General features: G+C 45.0%; 16 protein-coding genes, 2 pseudogenes and 1 riboswitch. Of the genes and pseudogenes, 8 read left to right on the top strand and 10 right to left on the bottom strand.

Features of this window, described 5'->3' with window-relative positions:
- The first annotated feature begins 40 nt into the window (after positions 1 to 40).
- The 3 genes from BM358_RS06800 to hydG all read left to right on the top strand — a co-directional run bounded on the left by BM358_RS06800 (position 41) and on the right by hydG (position 4,428).
- Entirely contained in the window at positions 41 to 1,657 is a 1,617-nt protein-coding gene (locus BM358_RS06800) for an alkaline phosphatase (protein WP_028540673.1), read from the top strand.
- A 256-nt stretch (positions 1,658 to 1,913) separates the two neighbouring features.
- Positions 1,914 to 2,966, top strand: coding sequence for a [FeFe] hydrogenase H-cluster radical SAM maturase HydE (gene hydE, locus BM358_RS06795; protein ID WP_226887778.1), 1,053 nt, complete (start codon positions 1,914 to 1,916; stop codon positions 2,964 to 2,966).
- Positions 2,967 to 3,015: 49 nt separating this feature from the next.
- The gene (hydG, locus tag BM358_RS06790; protein WP_013310651.1) at positions 3,016 to 4,428 is read left to right on the top strand and encodes a [FeFe] hydrogenase H-cluster radical SAM maturase HydG; all 1,413 of its coding nucleotides are present in this window, start codon (positions 3,016 to 3,018) and stop codon (positions 4,426 to 4,428) included.
- A gap of 147 nt (positions 4,429 to 4,575) precedes the next feature.
- Here hydG and hydF read toward each other — a convergent pair whose 3' ends face one another.
- The 8 genes from hydF to BM358_RS06750 form a co-directional block, all read right to left on the bottom strand.
- On the bottom strand, positions 4,576 to 5,829 hold the full coding sequence (gene hydF / locus BM358_RS06785) for a [FeFe] hydrogenase H-cluster maturation GTPase HydF (protein WP_028540674.1): 1,254 nt from the start codon (positions 5,827 to 5,829) through the stop codon (positions 4,576 to 4,578).
- Positions 5,816 to 7,264 (bottom strand): aspartate ammonia-lyase, encoded by a 1,449-nt coding sequence (locus BM358_RS06780; protein ID WP_028540675.1) that lies wholly within the window; start codon positions 7,262 to 7,264, stop codon positions 5,816 to 5,818. Before BM358_RS06780 ends, hydF begins: the two co-directional genes overlap by 14 nt.
- Positions 7,261 to 7,851 carry a 4Fe-4S dicluster domain-containing protein gene (locus tag BM358_RS06775; RefSeq protein WP_028540676.1) on the bottom strand — a complete coding sequence of 197 codons (591 nt, stop codon included), beginning with the start codon at positions 7,849 to 7,851 and terminating at the stop codon, positions 7,261 to 7,263. The genes BM358_RS06780 and BM358_RS06775 overlap by 4 nt, the downstream gene beginning before the upstream one ends.
- 65 nt (positions 7,852 to 7,916) lie before the next feature.
- Positions 7,917 to 9,422, bottom strand: coding sequence for a [FeFe] hydrogenase, group A (locus BM358_RS06770; protein WP_231517124.1), 1,506 nt, complete (start codon positions 9,420 to 9,422; stop codon positions 7,917 to 7,919).
- Between the two features lie 32 nt (positions 9,423 to 9,454).
- Positions 9,455 to 10,105: a 4Fe-4S dicluster domain-containing protein gene (locus BM358_RS06765; RefSeq protein ID WP_023989098.1), complete on the bottom strand. Its 651-nt coding sequence runs from the start codon at positions 10,103 to 10,105 to the stop codon at positions 9,455 to 9,457.
- On the bottom strand, positions 10,102 to 12,264 hold the full coding sequence (gene fdhF, locus BM358_RS06760) for a formate dehydrogenase subunit alpha (RefSeq protein ID WP_028540678.1): 2,163 nt from the start codon (positions 12,262 to 12,264) through the stop codon (positions 10,102 to 10,104). The genes BM358_RS06765 and fdhF overlap by 4 nt, the downstream gene beginning before the upstream one ends.
- 127 nt (positions 12,265 to 12,391) lie before the next feature.
- A complete protein-coding gene (locus tag BM358_RS06755; protein ID WP_013310644.1) occupies positions 12,392 to 12,757 on the bottom strand; it encodes a hypothetical protein in 366 nt (121 codons plus the stop codon).
- A gap of 696 nt (positions 12,758 to 13,453) precedes the next feature.
- Positions 13,454 to 13,879 carry a MaoC family dehydratase gene (locus BM358_RS06750; protein WP_028540679.1) on the bottom strand — a complete coding sequence of 142 codons (426 nt, stop codon included), beginning with the start codon at positions 13,877 to 13,879 and terminating at the stop codon, positions 13,454 to 13,456.
- Positions 13,880 to 14,224: 345 nt separating this feature from the next.
- Here BM358_RS06750 and BM358_RS06745 point away from each other — a divergent pair, with 345 nt between their 5' ends.
- Together BM358_RS06745 and BM358_RS06735 are read left to right on the top strand one after the other, a co-directional pair.
- Positions 14,225 to 15,643 carry a helix-turn-helix domain-containing protein gene (locus tag BM358_RS06745; RefSeq protein WP_028540680.1) on the top strand — a complete coding sequence of 473 codons (1,419 nt, stop codon included), beginning with the start codon at positions 14,225 to 14,227 and terminating at the stop codon, positions 15,641 to 15,643.
- 453 nt (positions 15,644 to 16,096) lie between these two features.
- Positions 16,097 to 16,269: riboswitch (M-box (ykoK) riboswitch) on the top strand.
- Positions 16,270 to 16,580: 311 nt separating this feature from the next.
- Positions 16,581 to 17,135, top strand: coding sequence for a DUF1003 domain-containing protein (locus tag BM358_RS06735; protein WP_049828342.1), 555 nt, complete (start codon positions 16,581 to 16,583; stop codon positions 17,133 to 17,135).
- Between the two features lie 153 nt (positions 17,136 to 17,288).
- Here BM358_RS06735 and BM358_RS26390 read toward each other — a convergent pair.
- A pseudogene (locus BM358_RS26390) lies at positions 17,289 to 17,550 on the bottom strand (hypothetical protein); the annotation flags it as partial.
- A gap of 837 nt (positions 17,551 to 18,387) precedes the next feature.
- On the opposite strand from BM358_RS26390, the pseudogene BM358_RS06725 reads away from it, so the two are divergent.
- Both BM358_RS06725 and BM358_RS26385 read left to right on the top strand, forming a co-directional pair.
- Positions 18,388 to 18,826 (top strand): annotated as a pseudogene (locus BM358_RS06725) (sporulation protein).
- 234 nt (positions 18,827 to 19,060) lie between these two features.
- On the top strand, positions 19,061 to 19,795 hold the full coding sequence (locus BM358_RS26385) for a fibronectin type III domain-containing protein (RefSeq protein WP_226887760.1): 735 nt from the start codon (positions 19,061 to 19,063) through the stop codon (positions 19,793 to 19,795).
- Between the two features lie 475 nt (positions 19,796 to 20,270).
- On the opposite strand, the gene BM358_RS06715 is transcribed toward BM358_RS26385, so the two are convergent.
- A complete protein-coding gene (locus BM358_RS06715; protein ID WP_028540685.1) occupies positions 20,271 to 21,746 on the bottom strand; it encodes an FAD-binding protein in 1,476 nt (491 codons plus the stop codon).
- Positions 21,747 to 22,353: 607 nt separating this feature from the next.
- Here BM358_RS06715 and leuC point away from each other — a divergent pair.
- Positions 22,354 to 23,778 (top strand): 3-isopropylmalate dehydratase large subunit, encoded by a 1,425-nt coding sequence (gene leuC, locus BM358_RS06710; RefSeq protein WP_013310634.1) that lies wholly within the window; start codon positions 22,354 to 22,356, stop codon positions 23,776 to 23,778.
- Positions 23,779 to 23,793: the final 15 nt, after the last annotated feature.

The raw sequence follows: 23,793 nt of genomic DNA, 5'->3' as shown, positions 1-23,793 counted from the left end.
TAGTTCTGATTGTACAATAAAGTGTCTGGGAGGAAATTGAATGCTAAAATGTTGGGGGATACATACGAAAAAATCGGTGGCAGCACTCGTAGCGACTATGATGCTAGCAGTAAGCGGTGGGACGGCGATGGCAGTCGAAAAGGACACGTCGATTAAAAACGTAATTATTTTGATTCCAGACGGTATGGCTAATGACGCCACTGCACTGGCTAGATGGTACAAAGGATCTTCCTTAACGTTAGACAGCATGGCAAGCGGCATGGTGCGTACGCATTCTGCGGATGCTCCAATTGCCGATTCTGCTCCAGCGGGTACTGCTTTTGCCACAGGACATAAATCTCATACTGGGTATGTAGGTGTCCTTCCTGATGAAGCGACAATGCCCGGACAACAACCCATTGCAGCGGGTGACGCCAAAAAGCCTGTAGCTTCCATTCTTGAGGCTTCCAAGCTGGCAGGAAAATCGACTGGAATTATTGCGACTTCGGAGATTATGCATGCGACACCAGCTGATTTTACTGCACATTATCCTGATCGTAAAAATTATGATGCACTCAGCATGCAGCAAGCCTACAACGGGGTTGATGTAGTGTTAGGCGGAGGCGGTAAGTTTTTGGAGGCAGCAGGGCGTAAAGATGGCCAAGATTTGGTAGCCCAAATTAAAGACCAGGGTTATGACTTTGTCACGACACCTGAAGGGTTGAAAAATTCGACCTCCAGCAAGCTCTGGGGCAGCTTTTCTCCCGAAGCCCTTGCGTATAACCTGGATCGCGATGCATCCAAGGAACCTAGTCTGGCAGAAATGACATCGAAAGCCATTGATGTGTTGTCCAAAAACGATAAAGGCTTCTTCTTAATGGTAGAAGGCAGTAAGGTGGATTGGGCCGCCCATGCAAATGATCCAACCGGAATTATTAGTGACGTGCTTTCGTTTGACGATGCAGTGAAAGTTGCTGTGGATTACGCCAAACAAAACCAAAATACAGTCGTCGTAGCAGTGACAGACCACGGAAACGGTGGATTGACGATTGGTAGCAGCGATACAACTAGCAATTATGACAAAACACCTTTAGCTTCTTTTATAGACCCGCTGAAAAAAGCGAAGCTGACGGGTGAGGGCTTGGAAGCCAAGCTGAATGCAGATCGCAGCAATATTAAAGAGGTGCTTTCCACATATTTTGGCATCACCGATTTGACAGACGAAGAAGTAAAAACCATTAAGGATGCCAAAGAAGGCAGCATGAACTATGCTGTTGGACCGATCATTAGCAAACGTGCGAATATTGGCTGGACTACAGGCGGACATACAGGAGGCGATGTCGTGCTGTACACGTATGCGCCGAACGGAGACCGTCCAACCGGTGTAATCGACAATACAGATGTTAATAAATATATGACACGTGTACTTGGACTGGATTTGGGTACGGTCAGCAAGCAGCTTTTTGTTCCTGCAAAAGCCGCTTTTGAAGCTAAAGGAGCCAAGTTTACTGCGGACACGAAAGTCATTACGGTGACCAAAGGCAGTAACAAGCTGGAGCTTCCGGTATACAAAAATGTCGCTACGTTGAATGGTAAAAATACCACGCTCAACGGTGTAGTTGTATTTAACGGCGTTGATTATTTTGTACCCCAGCAGGCGATTGATTTGATTCAGTAATAAGCAGAACCATCGACAAGGGCTGTTTCTTCCATTAGAGGAAGAGACAGCTTTTTTGTGTGTTGATATAAATGTGTATTTTTTGGGGCAGAAGTTGGAGGAGGTTTTTATAAAATGGGATTTTTTGTGAAACTAATCACGTTACATCCTCTCCGATATTGCTAGAATAATACATGTACGGTACAAGCCGCTGATGATGTGAAGTCCGGATGGACGAGGGAAGAAGGGATGAGTCACGGACGAATTATTACTGCGTCTGGCTGACGGCAAGGAATGGACGCATATGGAAATGATGGAGCTGCTGACACGTCTGGATGATGAGCCAACGCTTCGGGCTCAACTGCGCCACCTGGCAGCTCGCACCAAATTGGAGCGCTATGGCAAAGGTGTTTTTTTACGGGGATTAATTGAATTCTCCAGTATATGTCGTCAGGACTGCATGTACTGTGGGCTGCGCGCTTCGAATAAACAGGCAGATCGTTACCGTTTGCAGCCAGAAGAAATTCTGGCCTGTTGTGCGGAGGGGTATGAACTCGGTTATCGGACCTTTGTATTGCAAAGTGGGGAAGATTACTGGTTTACAGCAGCCCGGCTGACGAAATTGATTCGCGAAATTAAAAGCCGTTTTGCGGATGTGGCGGTTACACTGTCCATCGGTGAACGGGATGATGAAACTTATGAGCAATTATACGAGGCGGGCGCGGACCGTTTTTTGCTGCGGCATGAGACAGCTTCCCCCCGTTTGTACGCCAAGCTGCATCCGACGATGACGATGGAAAGCAGGCGCAGCCGTCTGCTGGCTTTGCAACGAATCGGCTTTCAGATCGGGGCCGGATGTATGGTGGGGTTACCAGGACAAACGAATAGTGAATTAGCAGACGATTTGGTCTATCTGCACAGCCTGTCACCAGATATGATCGGGATTGGCCCCTTTTTACCGCATAGCAACACGCCGCTTCGGGATGCCAGTCAGGGGAGCATGGAAAAGGCACTCGATATTATTTCGTTATCCCGATTGGTCGTTCCAGATGCACTTATTCCGGCGTCCACGGCAATGGGAACGATTCATCCCCAAGGCAGGGAGAAGGCGCTTCAGGCAGGGGCAAATGTGGTGATGCCCAATTTGTCGCCACTAGCGGTGAGACCTAAGTATGCGATTTATGAGAATAAAATATGTTTGGGCGATGAGTCTGCCCAATGTCGACATTGCTTGGAGCTGCGGATCCGTGGAGCGGGATTTGAAGTCGATATGGGGCGTGGCGATAGTTTGAGGGTGCAACGACAGCTTATGAGACAGGAAACTTTGTGAGGCCATAACGGAAACATTGCAGTAACCATAAATAAGGAGATGGGTATACGTGAGTGGAGTACGGGAGAAAGTGTCGGCGGATTTTATTAATGAAGCAGAGATTATGGCAGCAGTGGAGCAGGGGAAACAAGAGGCAACAGATCGACACCGTATTTTAGAAATTTTAGAAAAGGGGAGAGCCTGCCGGGGACTGAGTGCGAGTGAAGCGGCGGCTCTTTTGCATGTGGATGATCCTGAATTATTGGAAGAGATGTTCAAATCTTCGAGGGCAGTCAAAGAACAAATTTATGGCAACCGAATTGTACTGTTCGCCCCTTTATATGTAAGCAACCACTGCGTGAATAACTGCGAATATTGTGGTTATAAACATACCAATGACAGCTTTACTCGTAGCCGTCTGACACCGGAGGAATTGGTAGAGGAGGTTAGAGTGCTTCAAGAACTGGGACACAAGCGGCTCGTGCTGGAAGCGGGGGAAGACCCAGTCCATTGTCCCATTGACTATATCGTCGATTGTCTGCGCCAGATCTATGAGGTCAAGGTAGATAACGGCAGCATTCGACGGATCAATGTGAATATTGCATCCACAACCGAGGAGGACTATCGGAAGCTGGCAGAGGTAGGCATTGGTACGTATATTTTATTTCAGGAAACGTATCATCGGGAAAGCTATCGTAAATTTCACTTACAGGGACCAAAGCGGGACTTTGATTGGCACACCACCGCAATGGACAGAGCCATGCGTGCGGGTATAGATGATGTGGGGATCGGTGTGTTGTACGGTCTGTATGATTTCCGTTATGAAACCGTAGCGATGCTGAAACATGCCGAGCACTTGGAAGAAGCCTTTGGGTGTGGCCCTCATACGGTTTCAGTTCCACGATTGCGTCCGGCTGAAAATGTAGACCTGGAGCGATATCCGTACCTGGTCAACGATGAGGATTTTATGAAAATTGTATCCGTTCTTCGACTGGCTGTCCCTTATGCTGGTATGATCCTGTCCACACGCGAGGAGCCGGAATATAGGGACCGCGTCATTGGTCTAGGCGTGTCGCAGATTAGTGCAGGTTCAGCTACAGGCGTAGGGGCATATGCAAAACAGGAAACTGATGATAAGCCTCAATTTGAGGTAGGGGATCATCGCTCACCATCGGAAATTATTAAAAGTCTGTGCCGTGGCGGATATATGCCGAGCTACTGCACAGCTTGCTACCGCGAGGGGCGAACTGGAGATCGTTTCATGGAACTTGCCAAATCAGGACAAATTCATAATGTGTGTCAGCCGAATTCGCTGTTGACCTTCCAAGAATATCTACTGGATTATGGGGATGAGGAGGCGCGTGAACTGGGAGCTGCCGCTCTGCGAGAGAATCTGGAGCGTATACCACGTGAATCGACGCGCCGTTTGACGCTTGACAGACTGGAACGACTGGAAGCAGGCGAGCGTGATTTGTATTTTTAGCAATTTATATTATTCGTAGTATCATTTCACGTTATCAAAATTCTCATGATTTATAATCGAACTTGAAAATAAAAAGCAGTCGCGTTGGAATCAGCGCGACTGCTTTTGTGTATCTGGAAAAAAATATTAATGACGAGATAAGGTCTTTTAGGAATAACTGCCGGCTTCTACAGCTTGCTCCCATGCCAGCATAGCAGATGGGAAGCATTCAATAGCACGGGGAAAGACCCCCTGTACATAAGCGATGAAAATACCATAGTTCACAATCGGCACTCCGGCAGCTTTCGTTTCCGACATTCGATGAAGCATCGTACGCCGATTGAGCATGCATGCACCGCAATGAATAACCAGTGCATATTCGCTCAGATCATCAGGGAAGCTGGAGCCGGATGCATGCTCGATGATGAGACGTTTGCCTATCGTTTGGCGGAGCCAGCGGGGAATTTTCACTCGACCAATATCGTCAGATTGGCATTGGTGAGTGCAGGCTTCGGCAATGAGTACACGGTCTCCATCCTTGAGGCGATCAATGGCTCTTGCACCTCGTACCAGTTCGTCCAGATCGCCTTTATGACGGGCAAACAGGATGGAAAAAGATGTGAGAGGTACATCCTTGGGCGTGTCGGCCGCTACTTTCATAAAAACCTGTGAATCGGTAATGACCAAGCGAGGCTTACGTCCCAATCTCTCCAGCGTCAATCGTAGTTCATGTTCTTTGGTCACTACGGCGATGGCATCGCTCTCTAGTGTATCGCGGATTGTTTGCTGCTGTGGCAGGATCAAACGGCCTTTTGGTGCAGCTTTGTCGATGGGAACGACCAGCACAACAACATCGCCGGGTGACAACAGGTCACCGACGATACGGAAACGATCCTCATTTTGGGGGAGTGTATTAGTGATAGATTTTTTCAGTTCCGTGTCTCCCTGGAGCAAAGATGCACTGAAAGGAATCAGGGTGAGATCCAGTTCAGTTGCCAGCTTTGTAGCCGTTTTATCTGATTCAGTAAGGGTATCTATCTTATTCAATACCCCAATAACAGGAATCTTTTTGGTGCGGAGCTTTTCGAGTAGCTCATGCTCGAATGGTCCGACTCCAACGGTGGCGTCGATAACGAGCAAGGCCAAGTCTGTACTATTAAGTATTTCTAGCGTTTTGTTGCGGCGCAGCTCCCCGACCTCACCCTCATCGTCCAGTCCGGCGGTATCCACCAGAACAATGGGACCCGCTGGGAGCAGCTCCATCGGTTTGAAAACGGGGTCCGTGGTCGTTCCTCCTACAGGAGATACCACAGCGACGGGCTGACCCGTCAGGGTGTTCAGAATGCTGGATTTGCCTGCGTTGCGGCGACCGAGCAGGACAATATGTGGTCGGTTGCTACGAGGGGTATCATTCATTCCCATGGTGAGTTCCTTCTTCCTGCCCCGGAATTCCGGGTTTGGTTACTGTATAGGGATGGCATAATTGGTCAATCCGCGAACGGGTCAGTAGGCCGCGATCTTCTGCAATATCCTCTGGTGTGCGACCTTGCACAATGGCTGCAGATGCAATGGAGGCAGCTTCATCATAGCCAAGCTCCGCGACCAGCGCAGAAGCCATCACGGCTGAGTTACGCAGATTTTTAGTGCAGCGTTCCTCACGCACGATCAGGCCGCGTACGCATCTTTCCTCGAATAGTCGAACCGCGCTGTTCAGAATATGTAGCGATTCCAGCAGCGATTCGGCAATCAGCGGCAGGAATGCGTTTAGTTCCAACTGACCGGAGGCAGCGGCCATAGTGATAGCCGCATCTTCGGCTATCACACGCATGGCTGTTAGTCCTGCCATTTCAGCTATTACCGGATTGACCTTGCCAGGCATAATAGAGGATCCGGCCTGAACTGGAGGCAGCGTGTATTCGCCAATACCACCGAAAGGACCAGAGGCCAGTAGGCGAAAATCGCCAGATATTTTGTACAAATTCACGGCGGCTGATTTGAGTAGACCAGACACCTCCACAAAGACATCCATATTTTGAATCGGGTCCATCGGGTGGTCGCTGCGACTCAGTCCAAAACCAGTCTCATCCGCCAGCTTTTCGACCATTCGATAGCTGTAAGCGCGGGGCGCGTTCATACCTGTGCCAATCGCCGTGCCTCCAATAGGGATTTCCCGCAGCCGCTCTTCAGCTTTATAGAGACGCCAGCGGTCGCGCGCTATAGCCTTTGCGTAGGCACCAAAGCCCTGCCCGGCCATCATGGGCAGGGCATCCATTAGCTGAGTGCGGCCTAGTTTGAGCAGGTCAGCATATTCCGTTTCTTTGTGCTGTAAAGCATCCTGTAACGAAGACATCGTGTCACATAAAGGTCGAAGCAGCCGTATCGCTGCAATTCGTAGCGCTGTGGGATAGACATCATTCGTAGACTGGCAGCAGTTCACATCATCCAGAGGATGTATAATCTCATACTGCCCTGGTCTGCCTCCTAGCTGTACGATGGCCAAATTAGCAATGACCTCATTTACATTCATATGGGTACTGGTGCCTGCACCGCCTTGTATGGCATCCACGGTAAACATATGTTGGTGCCTCCCGGCGAGTAATTCGTCGCAGGCATTTACAATGGCGGAGGCCCGTTGGGCAGGAAGCCGTTTCTGCTCACCATTCACTTGAGCGGCTACTTTTTTTACCAACACAAGAGCGTGGATCAAGTTTTGGTTCACGGGCCTGCCACTGACCACAAAATTGTTCATCGCGCGTGCGGTGTGAATACCGTAAAAGGCATCTGCGGGAATTTCCATCTCTCCTAGCGCATCCCGCTCGGTTCGCGTATTTGTAGGCAGAGGGAAACCTTCGGTCATAAACCCGTTGCCGGAATGCGTGTCATATGCAGTAGCTGACGTGCACTTGCAGCGCGTTTTTCTTCAACCCGGGCATGAACCAGATCTGGCTCGACCAGCTTGAGGGCTTGTGTTGGACATTTACCAATACAGGCCGGACCGCCGTCCACGCCTTCGCATAAATCACATTTGCTGGCAATCATGCGCTCTTTGGGTTGCAAGCGTCCTGACATATTGGTATACAATCCATCCTGCACGACAGGCTGCCCGTTTCGATACTCGGGTACCATGTTAATCGCGCCGTAAGGGCAGGCGATCATGCAGGTTTTACAGCCAATGCAGCTTTCGCTATTAATGAGAATGCAGCCATCTGCGTTCGTAATAGAGCCGTTCGGACAAGCGTTGGCGCATGGAGCATCCTCACAGTGACGACACTGAACGGGTGCAGTGACCCCAAATGATTTGATAACCTTCAGACGAGGGTGAAAATGAAACTCATCATCCGGCGAGATAAAAGGGTTCTCCGCTGAATGTGCGATGACACATGCGATTTCACAGGTACGACAGCCGATACATTGATCGGGATCAGCTAAAACAAAACGGTTCATACAATTCGACTCCTCTCTAACTAACGACAAAAATAATGTATACAGCATAAAAATAACTTAATGTATTAATGAATGGAGTAATCCGCATCCCCTTTGGTGGAAATAGTGTTGCTGTGGCTTTGCTTGCCGGTCCCCCGTTGTTGGAAGGTGGTGTGCAGCAGATGATGCGACACATGACCCAGCGGCTCACCTAGAAATTCATCATAAAGTTTGATGATGTGAGGGTTCTCATGCGATTTTCGTACCTGGTGTGCAGCATCATGTCCATAGATGGAGGATTTACGTGCCCGATAAGCTTCAATTCGTTGCTTTTCTAACATGAGCTTGGGTTGTCCCCCTCCGCTGATACATCCAGCAGGGCAGCCCATCACCTCAATAAAATGATAATCACATTCGCCCGCCTGGACACGATCCAGTAGCTGATAGGCATGTTGTAGCCCGGCGACGACCGCTACCTTGAGCTGCAGCTTGCCTACCTGAACCTCAGCTACTCGAATGCCTTCCTCACCACGTACAAAATCGAGCTGGAGCTTCGGCAGTTTTTCATTTGTCAGCAGCTCGTAACCTGTACGGATGGCAGCTTCCATGACTCCTCCAGTGACTCCAAAAATGGAGCCTGCACCTGAATATTGTCCTAACGGTGAATCGAATTCTTCATCAGGCAGGTTCGCAAAATCAATTCCGCGCTGCTTGATCCAGTTTGCAAGTTCACGCGTGGTCAGTACCTCATCCACATCACGGTAACCGTCAGATTCCATTTCGGGACGATCGCATTCAAATTGTTTACAAGTACAGGGCATGATGGCAACGCTGTATATATTCGCAGGTTCCACCTCGTCCAGTTGTGCGCCATAAGATTTGATTAGCGCTCCTAACATTTGCATCGGAGATTTGCAGCTGGATAGATGGTCTAGCAGATCGGGATATTCAATCTCTGCAAATCGGACCCATGCTGGACAGCAGGATGTGAACATGGGTAAGGGACCGCCTTCGGTCACGCGACGAATCAATTCAGTGCCTTCCTCCATGATGGTCACGTCAGCTCCAAAGTTGGTGTCGTATACCCGGTCGAAGCCAAGGCGGCGTAAAGCAGCAGCCATTTTCCCAGGCGTCAAGGTGCCGAACGGCATTCCGAATTCCTCCGCGAGTGAAACACGAATGGCTGGAGCACATTGGACGATCCGAAACTGTCCAGGTTTGGTCATCATATCGGCTACCTTATTCAAGTTGTAGCTATAATAGGCAGCGAATAGTGGCTCTCTGATGTCGGCAGGCATATCGCGTTCTTGGATACGTTCCAGCCGTCTAGCGGCGCCTTCCTGTGAAGATGAACCTGCCCAGTCAGATGCGTATACGCTGCATATTTGTACACATTGACCGCAAATAACACATCGGTCTGTATTAACGGTTTGCGGTTCTCCGGGCAATCCCTCTATGGCATCTACTGGACAAACCCCAGCACAACGTCTGCATCCTGTGCAGAGCGTAGGGTCAATATGAATGACAGGGTCTGTGCAATCAGTCGTCTTCATACAAGGAGGCGAAGAGATCTTGTCTATTGTGGTTGACATGGTTTTCTACCTTTCTGCGGCTGATTTTGACCTTATAGGCGTGGGAAAAAGACTTCCCGCCGAGGCTCTGGAGGTGAGTCGGATATACCTTTGGCCAGCCGTAGGACATGATTCGGGCAGGCCTCTACACATGCAGGCTGTCCGTTCTCTGTTTCCGCGCACAGATCGCATTTGCTTGCTGCGGTGCGGGGAAGGGCGACTCGATTTGCACGGTGAGTCAGGCCGGACTGCGTTACAACGTGTCCTGCCCGGTAGACCGGAGACACCTCAATTGCCCCGAAGGGGCAGGCCAAAACACAGGAGGTACAGCCGATACATCGTTCCTCATCTATCATGACGACGCCGTCCTCCTGACGGATGGCCTGTACCGGACAAGCATGTGCGCAGGGGGCATTTTCGCAATGCCGGCATTGCACCGGCACATACATTTCCCCTGTACGTACAACATACACCTTGGGTACAACAGGTACGCTGACGGTTCCGACCGAAGCTCCTATGCCGTTAGCCTGACTGTGAACGGCGAAGCACGCCAGTTCACAGGCTTTGCAGCCGATGCACTGTCCGGCGTCCGCGACTACAAAAGAAGAAGCAACAGCGCTTGTTCTACTGGCTGCTCCCATTCTACTCGTCGAAGCTGACCGGGTATCTGTCGGACGGTGCATCATATTCCCTGTGCCGCTCATCTCGTCACCTTATCAGCCAAAACAGCTTCCTGGACGTTCATCTGTCTGCGAATCCGTTGGTACGATTCATGTACATCACGTTCAGCCTGCGCTTGGTCGGCGATCCGTTCCAGACGGATGGCACAGTATTTTAATTCCGGGGTTTTGGATACCGGATCGAGAAAATCAGCGGTCAGCTCGTTGCATGCTCCAACCCACCAGTGATAGGTCATGTAGGTCGCACCTTGTTGCACACGGTCACTGATTTGTGCCCGTGCCATGATGCGTCCCCGGCGAGAGGATATAGCAACAATTTCGCCATCTAGAATATTCAGATCTGCTCCGTCTTCTGGGCTAATCTGAATAAAGCCAGGCTCATCAGACAACTGGCGCAGCGCGCGGCAATTGCCAGTCATGGTACGAACGGAATAGTGACCTACCTCACGGACTGTGGACAAGACAAGCGGGTATTTTGCATCCGGTTGTTCTTGTGGTGGACGCCATTCGCAGGCGAATAATCTGCCTTTGCCACTAGGTGTCGAAAATTGATTTCCTTTATATAAATACGGTGTACCTGGATGATCCTCAGTAGGGCAGGGCCATTGCACGCCGCCTTGCTGCTCCATTTTTTGGTAGCTGGCACCGGAGAATAATGGGCTGAGACTGCGCATTTCATCCCAAATTTCTTCTGTGTTTGCATAGGACATAGGATAGCCCATGGCGGTAGCAACCTCGCTAATAATAGCCCAGTCTGGTTTTACATCACCCTGTGGCTCAACGGCCTTACGGATGCGCTGAAAGCCCCGATCTGCCGAAGAATATACGCCGTCATGCTCACCCCAGGCAGTAGAAGGGAGGATGACATCGGCGTGCAGCGCTGTTTTGTTCATGAAAATATCCTGAACCACGACAAATTCCAATTGGTCTAGGGCTTCACGCAACTCGGCGGCGTTCGGATCGCTTTGTACAGGGTCCTCGCCAAAAATGTAATAAGCTTTCAGCTTGTTCTCCTTCAGAATGAGGTGTGGTACCTCCGTAAGTGGATAGCCTTTTTTACGTGGCAGCTCAACACCCCATGCTTTTTCAAACTTTTTGCGAGCTGTGTTATCTGTTACATCCTGATAGCCAGGATACACATTCGGCAAAGCGCCCATATCACAGGACCCCTGTACATTGTTTTGTCCCCGTACTGGTCCGATACCCACATTCGGCTTGCCCAAATTTCCAGTCAACAGTGCAAGGGAAGCGAGCCCCTTTACCACATCAACGGCCTGTGAAAATTGACATACGCCCATTCCGTACAAAATTGTAGCGGTAGGAGCCTTTGCATATTCCCTCATAGCCGCCCGGATATCGGCTGCCTTGACCCCCGTAATGCCTTCCGCATATTCGGGAGTATATTTTTTAATGCTGTCTACGTATTCGGCAAAGCCTTCTGTGTTTGCTTCAACATATCGTTTGTCGTACAGTCCTTCATGCACAAGTACATGACCAAAAGCGTTCACCAAAGCCATGTTCGAACCGCCCTTTAAGGGTAGCCACATATTCGAAATACGAGCTGTTTCGGTCATGCGCGGATCGCATACAATAATTTTGGCGCCTCTTTGCTTGGCAGCTACAATGCGTCTTGCGACGATCGGATGTGTTTCGGGTGCATTATATCCAAACACGAAAATGAGATCAGAGTGTTCAATTTCAGGAATAGAGTTGGACATAGCTCCATCTCCGAGCGAGTAAGTCAAACCTGCTACAGAAGGGCCGTGGCATACACGAGCGCAATGGTCAATATTGTTCGTGCCAATGACCGCTCGCATGAACTTTTGCATGACATAATTGGCTTCATTACCCGGACCGCGTGCGGAGCCCGTTCCCATAATGGAGTCGGGTCCGTATTTTTCCTTAATTGCTGACAGCCGTTCGGCAGTATATTGAATGGCTTCCTTCCACTCGACTTCCTCCATAACTCCATTTTTGCGAATCATGGGCTTGCGCAAGCGTGCAGTCAGAATTTGCGGGTCATTCAAAAAATCCCATCCATAGTGTCCTTTCAGACACAGTGTTCCTTCATTCGTACGACCACCAGCCGGCTCTGCGCCAATTACCTGTCCTTTTTCCACCAGCAAATGAAGCTGACAACCGCTCCCGCAGTAGGGACATACGGTCAATACCTTGTCTGCCATAAGTGCAGCACCTCTTTTATATGAAATAGATGAAACTCGTAACATAAAAAAAGCCAATACAAAAATGCCGCTTTACGCTGCATCCTGTACTGGCTTATCCGCGAGCGAGGAGACAAGCTCCTTCCCGCTAATCCAACCGGTGTATGTGTTGTAGTTCTAGAGTAATGATAATGTGTCCGTCTCCATGGACGGAGGGGCAGACCTCCCAAGTATAAGTGAAGGGACTGCCGAGTGTTTTTTCGGCTTCGTTCATAAACTCCTTTTCTAGATAGGGACGAAGGACGTCCCAATATTCCCTGACCTTGTCCTCAGCCCCTTCATGAACGAGAATTTCGGACAAATTAGACAATGTACCTCGAATTTCTACCGTAATCCGGAGCGGCGAATCCAGTGAAACCTTGACGTTGTCCGGTCCTTTTCCCCGGTAGTGCTTGACAATACACACGGCCAACTTCCTGATGCGCTCACGGTATTCCAATTCGGTATTCAACATCTGGACACTCCGCTTCGAATCAAAATAAAGGCGTACTTGCCGCGCATGCCAGACAGCCTGTGTAGCTGGTTTAGAACAAGACGTAACCGTCCCGACCAAAGTGGTCTGCCCAGCACGGCGTATCACCCTTCTATGGTAGAACAGGTTGACCCGGAAAGATGTGAAATTCATTACACTGAACCAAAATTTTACATAGATTAGACCGCTCTTGAAGCAACTATACCTCTATGGTTTGTATGATGCTTCTCGTTCCATCGCGTTGTTTGTCCAGATCCAATACAAAAGCAGTTGAATGACAAACTATGGGCTGAGATTAGTAAATGTCATTCTCAAAGCCCTCTATACTAAAATAGCACAGTGCGAATCTCAGAGATTTATAGTAAATTATTCATTTATATGATTTGCAATATCAATTTATTATTATTACATTGGACGGAAATGCTAGTCGAACTCCAGAAGGCATAGATATGTTATCCAAAATGGTGGAAAAGTACGGGTTCAAGATGTAGAATCTATGCGATATTCAGTTTGTAGAAGGGCACGTCAAGGTCGTCAAATGAAGACTTAGTAGGAATTACTGCAACGTGTGGCTGAACATGAAGCCGCAAGTCAAGCCACGTTAGAATAAAGAGAAGAGGTTCGTGCTAAAATGCATGGACCTCTTCAAACTTGTAATAATTGATTTTTTATGAAACTTTACTGTTTAACCAGAACGGATAAATCGCCTTCAAAAACTTGCTCCTCTTTGTTGTTGAAAGTCGACAGCAATACAGTAACGAGTCCTGTTCCATTCCTCATCTCTTTTACTCCAATCACTTCAACAATGGTGTACAATTCGTCGCCTGGATATACTGGTTTAATAAATTTAATATTATTCATAGCAGTTCCAGCAATAACCTCATCACCGTAACTGCCTGTTTCAACCCAAAGCTTAAAAGAAACAGCTAATGTTTGAATTCCTGAAGCGATAATTCCATTAAATCTACCTTGTAATGCTTTCTCTTCATCTAAATGCATATATTGCGGGTCAAACTCCCTTGCAAATCTGGTAATATCCTCTTTAGTTAATTTTAAAGACTTGGTTTTAAATACTTGTCCGATATAAAATTCATGAAACCGCATTATTACACCTCTTGATTAAATTATTTGCTTATTTATAGAGTAGCATAATATCACCAATCATTTGTAGTCCCACTCAGCAAGTAACCCTCCGTACTTTTGTACAGTCAGATCAATGTAAGTGTCTGCTTTTTGAAGGATTATATTTCCATTAACATAAGTCTCACCGGTAACAGTGGCAGGGTTATTTGACTTCAATGCAGAGTGACTCTTTGGAACTGCTTATTTTATATACTTCGACATTCGATGCAAATAAATAAAAATTATTGACAACTGTTAAATTATGGACAACAATAGAATGCAATAATATATAAATATTGGTACTTCTGTATGGAGGGTGGTTTATCTATGAAAGTTACACCCACGATTAGAGCAGAATTGGAACAATATCTAAAACAAGAAGGTTTGAGCATGATGGAGTTTGGGCATATAGCGGGCATGAATAGGGGGATAGTAAGTAGCATAGTGTCAGGCAATAAATCTATGTCTGTTAACCAGATAGATCGCATTACCGAGGCTATGGGGTTACCGGAAGGTCACTTTTATGACTTGTTCATAGAAAACTACATCATCGACCATCCTCCGAATATGAGACGAATCGAGCCATTTTTGTTTCGCTGTGCGGAGTTGGACAAGTTGGATGCAATCCGTCGAGTGGTGGGAGCCATCATGGACAATCTACTGTATTCACCCAAGCTATTTGAAATTGCAGAAGAATTGTTGGCGCAGGGAAGACATGCGGCTGCATTGCTGCTCTATGAGGGGGTAGCTGAAGCGGAGAAATATCAACATTCAGAACGATTGGCAGTCTGTCAATATCGTATATTCACGATTCAGATTGGTGACGACCAAAGCCGCAACCACAAGGCAGCTATACTATTTGAGCCTTATGTCGAGCGCCTAGATGATTTAGAACAACTTGATGCGTTAAAGGATTTGGCTAATGTGTACAGGTCTTTGCGTAAGTGGGACAAGGTTGAGGAAATGGCAAGGCAAATGAGAGGGAAAGCTGAAGTACAATATTCCATAAAGCATCAGCAGAAGAATCGAAAGAACAGGGAGCATGAAAAGGAAACCAGAAATCCGTTATTTGGATACATTGCTTACGCCGATTTGTTGTGTGCTAGTGTTTGTGAAGCCCAAGGCGATTATCAACAAGCTCTACAATATACATACGCCTATGCGGATTTAGACTGGGTTAAAGAGGATGACGAGGATACAAAACACTGGGTAAACCTGTTCAGTCAGTGGGCGGTAGGAAATACTTACGTATATAAGCTGTTGTCAGGAGAAATAAGCCTGCTGAACGATTATGTTGAATATATTGCTACAACATCAGCCGCTAACGAGAATGAAAAGCTTTCAAAACTGCTGAATGTTATAATCGCAGCAAACCAGTTTAGCATAGATGTAGACAATATACTCAAACGATTTGAAACGCTAATTGCGACTTTTTCACAGCAACCATCATCAGATGATATGTATACCCGACAAGTGATACCGGATTATATCGCGTGGTTTGGTTACGAATTAGGTTTTTATTATTTATACCGAGGGAAGTACATTGATGGCTTTAAATATTTGATGAATGCAATGGTAAAGTCACATATAATAAATAATGAAACTTACTTTATAAACTGTATGGGGTTGTTTGTTCGTTTTCAAGCCCATGCAGTTCCTGAAACTAAAGCTGAGTATTTCAATTTTATTGAAAGGGTGTGGGAAAACAATGTTCAAAAAAATGGTATTTTTAGTCATCGCGGCTAGCTTTTTGTTTATTGTTACTATGCCGGACCAAGCCTTTAACCACCACCATAGTATTCAGCCTAACGTTACCATTGGAGGATTTTAAAGAAAAAGCTCTGCTAACCTGATGGTCGGCAGAGCTTTCTTTAGTGCAGGAATTACCACACACGGCAGAATAACTATCTGAGGTGATCAGCTTGAACCATACATATAAAGTGTTAAAGTCGGATATAGAACTATTTGCTGCTGCATTAAGCCAGGTAAGAGTATATGTAGTAAAACCGTTGGGTGATGATATGATGTAAGTTTTAGACCATCTGTTTGCCGCAACTGCGGCCCCACGACTTATTATTTTTGCGTTATAAGGGGGAGTGCCAGCGTCGCTGTCACCAGGCACAAACACATGTGGAATATAGCAAATATATTTGGGTTTGACAGCACATTTAGACAGCAGTATGCTTGCTAAGGAAATATTGATGTCCTCGTTAGGTGAGGCTCCTATATGAACATAAGCCACTGCCCGGAAACATCGAAAGATGCCAATGGGTATAACAGGAATTGCCGGATTAAGGCTCTTCTTAATGTGGCTAAAGAACTTTGGTTCTTTTACGTCGTATAGTGCTAAAGCTCGACTTGGGGGAATCGGATATTTGTATGCTTTATCCTGCATGCAGAACGACGCCCTTCAGTTAGCTGAGGGGCGTTTTTATTTCAATGTTGTAGTATTGGCAATGATTTGGTTCCAGTGTGATCAGTAAAATATGGAGCCCACAACATGTTAAGGGGAGAGGGGTTGAACCATTCAATGAGTAGTCGAAGTTCGTCTGAACCGGATCCAGAACCAGGGAGTCTATTGGCAGTCGGGTTAAAACTAGATACCATAATTGAGTATGGTTGCTATTCCTCCCCTACGGGTTAGTATTGGGCCCGACTGCCTTAAAACAAGGAGGCAGTTGACATGTCAAAAATGAATTTTTTTCAAAAAAAACAGCAAAATAAAAGTGCTGCTCATATTCAAGGCTTTGATATTGAATTGAATCAGGAAAATACCCGTCGTATTGATCGGCTAGTCGATAGTTACGAGAATAGCATTCTTTCTCATTTAGATGAAGCGTACCAAAGAACGACAAGCTGGCAAGATCGTCTTGCAGATCGGATTGCATCATTCGGCGGTAGCTGGAGATTTATTACTTATTTCGCTATCTTTCTGACCCTCTGGATACTCTTGAACAGCTTGCCGTTTACTCGCTTTCATTTCGATGAACCTCCATTTATCTTGTTGAACTTGTGTTTGTCCTTTATTGCAGCATTTCAGGCTCCGGTCATTATGATGAGTCAGAACCGCCAAGCTGCAAGGGATAAGCATGAATCGATCATTGACTTCGCGATCAACTACAAAGCCGAACAAGAGATTGACGATATGCAGAGCCACCTTCATCGGATCGAAGGCGAACTGATTGAGATTAAAAAACTCTTACTTGTTCTAAAACAACCGAATGAAGAACATAAATGACACTTTAGATTATATAGAGGCCCCGTAGAGAAGTTTTTACCTGAATCGATTCCGATTAACGAATCTTATTTCTTCCGAATCAATTTGAATTTAGAGTAGATGTGAAAAAGGACTCCGCTGGTATGTAACCAGTATGAAGTCCTTTGTTGTTTATTATTTTGTTGAATACTCGCTTACTTCAAATGTGAGTATTTTATTGAATATTACATAGTCCTTACGGTTGCTGAATGGACCTTTGTTGTTATTGTGTTTATCGATAGCAAAGAATGAAGGGCCTCTACCAGCATCTTTAGCGTCATACCAAGCAATGAATGCACTGAGTTCTTTTTTACTTAGATCGAATTCCTTATCAAATCCATTGTCCATTGTCCATTGTTACAGTCAGAATAGCTCGGTCGCCAGTTGGTTGTGCTGGTTCGGTCGGCTCAGTAGGTTCAGACGGATTAGGCTCAGGACTTGGTGTTGGATTTGGCGTCGGTGTTGGTTCAGGTGTCGGTTTAGGATCTGGTGTTGGAGAAGGTTCCGGTGCTGGTACTGTATCTTTACTGTTGAAAAAGTCAAGTTCGCTTATATTTATGTCTTCACCACTAAGTGAATAAAGAGTGACGAATCTAACGCGTTCTACTTTTTTTTCATTTGGAAGCTTCTTCAGTTCTCCATTTCCTACGTTGGTTTCAAATATGCCTATATAACCTGTGTCTCGGTCGTAGAAACTAATTCTTAAATTTTTAGAATCACTTTTAAGCTTGTAAGAATCAATAGTTCTATCTGTACCTAAATCAATCATAACCATCTTATCTTTAGGAAGTAAATAGTTTGTTTCTTCATTGTTATCTGTTATAAGTGTTGTACTTGCTTTGCTTGCATGGGGTCTTCCTATAAAATATATGTCAGGTATCATTGCATCAACACTTTTTCCGTTGGCATAACCTCCCGTATAGGCACTCACTGATGACAATGGGAGGAAAATAGTAATAAGTAAAGTGAAGCATAAAATTAAATTGAGCTTTCTTTTCATGTATAAATCCCCTTTTTGTTTATTTGCTCAGTAATCATACAAAATTGAAAAAGGGAGTCTAAACATTAATGTCTATATATTCAAAAATAAGTTTAAATGTGGTTTTTAATTTCTGGAGTAATGAGCTCTGCCCGAAAACTGGTATGAGTCCTTTTTATTATGTGACAATATACGCGATACTTCGACATGTCTCCCAATATAGTATTGAGAAGATTAAATACTATGGAGGGTCGTATGATAAAAGGAATCGCAAAAGGATTAATCGTATTGTTACTGGCAGCTATCTTTTCCGTACAGGGTGTTTATGCTGAACCGGCAGCAATCAACCAACAAGCAGCAGTTGGGTATACGCTGGAGTTCCCAAGCTCACGTTATCCAGAAACAGGGGATGCAATAGCAGCCGGACATTCTGCGGTGTGTACAATTGATCGGGATGGAGCCGAAGAAAACAGGAAGGAATCGCTCAAGGGCTATCCGACGAAAAAGGGATATGATCGCGATGAATCGCCAATGGCAATGTGTGCAGAAGGTGGCGCAGGTGCTGATATCAGATACATAAAGCCTAGTGATAACCGGGGAGCAGGATCATGGGTAAGTCATCAGTTAGATGAGTATGAAGATCGGGACTAAAGTGAGGTTTATTGTAAAAAAAACAAGGACTCAACCAGTATAGAAGCTGGCATGAGTCCTTTTTAATACCCAATAAAAAATAAATATGCAAATATATTGATTATATTTATAGATTAGCAAGTTTATGTTTAGACACATTCTAAAGAATGTATTACCGTAGTATCTGTTATACAGCACTTCAAAATATACGACCCAATCGGGAGCGCAGATTAAGTTCTCATTCTATGGAACAAAACTGAGACTGATTGGTACAAGATACCTAGATAGACCAACTAATGTGCAAATTACAATAGATAATATTGATGAAGTATTTTCTCAAAATGGAACGCTTTTAAGACAAAATCTATCATATGAAAAAACAGGACTACCAGAAGGAAGACATAATGTAACAATTACTGTACCACAGCTTACCGGGGGTCACTATGATTTGGATGCAATTGATATTGATAAAAATGGTAAATTAGTAGATGTTAATACTGCCGCTAATCTTACAGCAAAAGCTGGAGACGGCAAGGTTACTTTAAAATGGGATCAAATAGAGAATGCAGAAAGCTATACAGTTAAATACGGAACGGAGTCAGGTAAATACACTGAAACTGCTACAGCAACAAAAGATGCCTATGGAAACTTCATCATTCCAAGTCTGACCAATGGAACGAAATACTACTTTGTTGTGAGTGCTAAAGTAAATGGTGTGGATTCAGAATACTCCAATGAAGCTTCAGCAACTCCACTAGGAGGAGGAGGCAGTCAACCTGATCCAGAGCCAACTACTGGAGATCGTGCAATATTGGTGGTCACTATGACAACAGGCTTGGAAAAAGAGTTTGACCTAAGCATGAAAGAGGTTAATGACTTTATCTCGTGGTACGAAAACAAACAGGCTGGTTCTGGATCAGCTTCATACGCAATCAATAAGCACGATAACAATAAAGGCCCATTCAGCAGCCGCAAGGACTACATGCTGTTTGATCGTATCCTTACGTTCGATGTAAGTGAATACTCTAAATAAACCAAAAAGCTCAGCTGACCTTAATTGGTCGGCGGAGCTTTTTTTTGTTAAGAAGCCCTTCCTTTAACCAAGACCTCGCATAGCCTATGGAGTATAGTACCCTAAAGTAAAGGAGGCGTTACGTGTGGGGGAAATGAAAAGAGACTACGAGGGAATCACCGGAAGAGTTTGGACATCGATAGCTGCTGTATTGGCATTGTTCATTTTGCTGGTAATCATCTTAAAATTAATTCATTTATAAAGATTCTTAAGCTCCACCGGCATTTTTTCGAATTGCTGTTTAGCCCTGTGCTTTTTATCCTTTTGGTCATAATGACTAAAGCGTGTTGAATTTAATTTCTTGAGCATAGCCACATTAGTTCCCGAGGAATCTATAAGGTTCGCCGTTCGGCCCTAGGCTAATCCATGAGGGTCGCCTCTTTTTGGAATGGTTGGGTGGTACTTTCCATTAGCCAAAAAGGCGACTCTTTTTATCCTATTTTTGGATACTCAACAAGCCTGACTTTGCTTCAAGATCTTCTATAATTTCCATTGCAACAAAATATCCAAAAGACAATGTTAAAATATCCTCGTATCGTTTTCCTGATCCTCTTGCTCTACTTAATATGATGTTTTGACTTTCTTGTATTTTTTTTCTAAGGAATGATAGAGAAACCACAGGTGGATTGGAAGCGATCAAATCCATCATCAGAGTTGACAACTTTTTCTGAAACTCTTCAATCGGAAAGTCATTATTTTCTTTTGAATACAGATGCATCGTTTCAGGTGGATCTTTAAATGAAGTTTGATATTGAGTATTGAAAACACCTTCATTAGCTATTTTGTCCGCAATTAATTTACCAAAAACGATCCCCGATGCGAATGCTTGCCCAGGGATTCTTCCTATACCAAGATCACCATTAAATTGAGCTTCTCCAGTAGCAAAAACACGATTCAAGTTTATAGCCTCAGCATTAGCATTGATTTCGATTCCTCCTGAAGAATAGTGCATCGTTGGTGTAATTTTAATTCTTTTATTTTTAACTACCTTAGGACTAAATCCATATTTTTTGAATTTTTCATTTAAAACATTTTCATCAGCATGGCTCATATCCAAGTACATGTCTTTTTTTTGTTTGATACATTCAAGTTGGAATTTTAAAATCTCATCAATCATTTCGTGGTAATCATCTCGAGCAATTGCATCACAAATATACTTATCTTTTAATAATTGAACTCCATCCTCATCTATTATTTTCCCTTGACTCAAAGATACAACCCCGCCCAATAAAATTTGCCTTCCGTTATATATAGACCAAGGATGACACATTACTGTAGACATTCCCTTTAATCTTGCACCTATTTTTTTAGCTAAGATAAGCGTTTCACCAGTTGAACCCGGCGAATTATCATTGAAACAGAATTGTCCTGCATATCCTCCCGTAGCTAATACCAAATAATTTGTAAATATTCTGATAAATTGATCTGATTGTGTGTCATAAAATATTGCGATAATTCCTTGATCGTACTTTTCCAAATGAATCAAAATTTTATTACACATCGGTTGTTCAATATGTTGTAACAAACAATTGATTAATTTCTTTCCCCCATGTGATTTAATCAAACATTCAGGCATGATACCAAAGGATGTTTTCTCATAAGGAATTCCTAATTCTTTGAAGAAATTTATAATTATGTTGGAATTCCTATATAGCGCTTCAATTACTGATCGATCTGCTCCACATTTATCAATAGTAAGATTAATAATATTGTTAACTTCATTCTCTGATGGAACCCGAGTATTTGCGGCTGAAAGAAAGGAGTTGCTTTGTTTGGGTGCATTCTTTTTTGTTACAATCGTGTACTTAATATTATTTTTCGACAAATAATAAGCAGCAGTAAGCCCTGAGATCCCCGTACCGACAATCAAAATTGGAGTGTAGTTTTCAACGGATATTCCATTTTGTTTCATCATTCCAACTCCCTTTTAGGATGTGAATGTTATCTTCGGCTGAATCTCGTAGTCAGTTTTCTATTTGTTGCAACAAAACGCATCATGATGATATTCATAAAATTCTTGCTCCGTTGTTAATTGCCTGTAATTTATATCAAATTATATAACTATATTTCGTTTTATACTTTATATAGTTATTAAGAGCTAACAAAATCAAATACGAACAGTTTTGCAAAAGTAGAGGAAAAAAAGAACCATTATAGCAATCGCTAAGATGATTCTTATTACGATTTCCAATATCCTTGTTACCAACGAAGAATGGAATCCAAAAAAATATTTTCCTAATTGTACAAGTTTATTCCTTATATTGTCAACATTATCTGAGAATATATAATTGACTCAGCTTTCGCAGTATGAATATTCAAACAAATCCTTAATGTAATAACTGGCAGTACCTTAGAAAAGGCGACAGAGTTCATAGTATCCATCCTTATAGCCTTAACCTATCACTTCTATAGATATCATATCTTAGACCAATCAAACATCCCGTGGTATATTGTTGACATTCAAGAGAGAGCCGTTAGCTTCTCTCCACTAGGTTCGAAAAACACAGGGGTGAATAATGATGAGTAAAAAGACCATGTTCGAGAAAATTTGGGATAACCATGTCATCTATCAGGAAGCGGGAAAGCCGAGTATTTTGTACATTGATCTTCACCTCGTACATGAGGTAACATCGCCGCAGGCGTTTGAGGGATTACGTCTTAGCGGACGTCAGGTACGTCGCCCAGAGCTTACGTTTGCAACGATGGATCATAACGTGCCGACTAAGGACCGTTACAATATTACGGACCCGATTTCCAAGCAGCAGATTGATACATTAACTCAAAATTGCCGTGATTTCGGTGTTACACTGTATGATCTGGATACGGTGGATCAAGGTGTCGTTCACGTTATGGGGCCTGAACTTGGTCTGACTCATCCGGGCAAAACGATTGTTTGTGGTGATAGCCATACCTCCACACACGGGGCGTTCGGAGCACTCGCTTTTGGTATCGGAACCAGTGAGGTAGAGCACGTAATGGCAACACAATGTCTCCAGCAAGCTAAAGCCAAAACGATGGAAGTTCGCTTTGTAGGCCGCCGCAAACCTGGTGTGACAGCAAAGGACATGATTTTGGGTGTCATTGCCAAATACGGTACAGATTTCGCCACAGGTTATGTTATTGAGTACACAGGTGAATCTATCCGCGAATTGAGCATGGAAGAGCGCATGACTGTGTGTAACATGTCCATTGAAGGCGGAGCCAGAGCAGGAATGATTGCACCGGACGAAACCACCTTCAATTACTTGCGTGGACGTCAACATGTAGCACAAGGAGCTGCTTTCGAGCAAGCGGTTGCTGAGTGGAAAGAGCTTGTCACAGATGAAGGCGCTGAGTTTGATGTCGTGCTGGAGTTTGACGTAGATGCTTTGATTCCGCAAGTAACCTGGGGCACCAGCCCGGGGATGGGTACAGATATTTCCTCAACCGTACCGATTCCGGCAGAACTGCCAACCGAAAACGAACGTAAAGCAGCTGAAAAAGCGCTTGAATATATGGATTTGAAGCCAGGTACTCCGATCACGGATATTGCGATTGATTATGTGTTTATCGGCTCCTGCACCAATGGGCGGATTGAAGATTTGCGTGCAGCCGCTGAGGTTGCCAAAGGTTACAAGGTTTCTGACAAAGTAACGGCCATCGTCGTACCAGGTTCGGGGCGTGTGAAAATTCAGGCTGAAGAAGAAGGGCTGGACGTCATTTTTACAGAAGCAGGATTTGAGTGGCGTGAAGCGGGATGCAGTATGTGTCTTGCGATGAATCCAGACGTACTGCAACCGGGACAGCGTTGTGCATCGACTTCTAATCGTAACTTTGAAGGTCGTCAGGGACGCGGAGGACGGACTCATCTGGTATCTCCAGCAATGGCAGCCGCTGCGGCGATTCATGGACATTTTGTTGATGTACGGGATTGGAAATTCAAGCAGGAAGAAGTAGTCCGCTAGGATACAGAGGAGGAA

This window comes from Paenibacillus sp. cl130, assembly GCF_900116035.1.
Lineage (GTDB): Bacteria > Bacillota > Bacilli > Paenibacillales > Paenibacillaceae > Paenibacillus > Paenibacillus polymyxa_B.
This window is presented reverse-complemented; position numbering and strand designations above follow the sequence as displayed.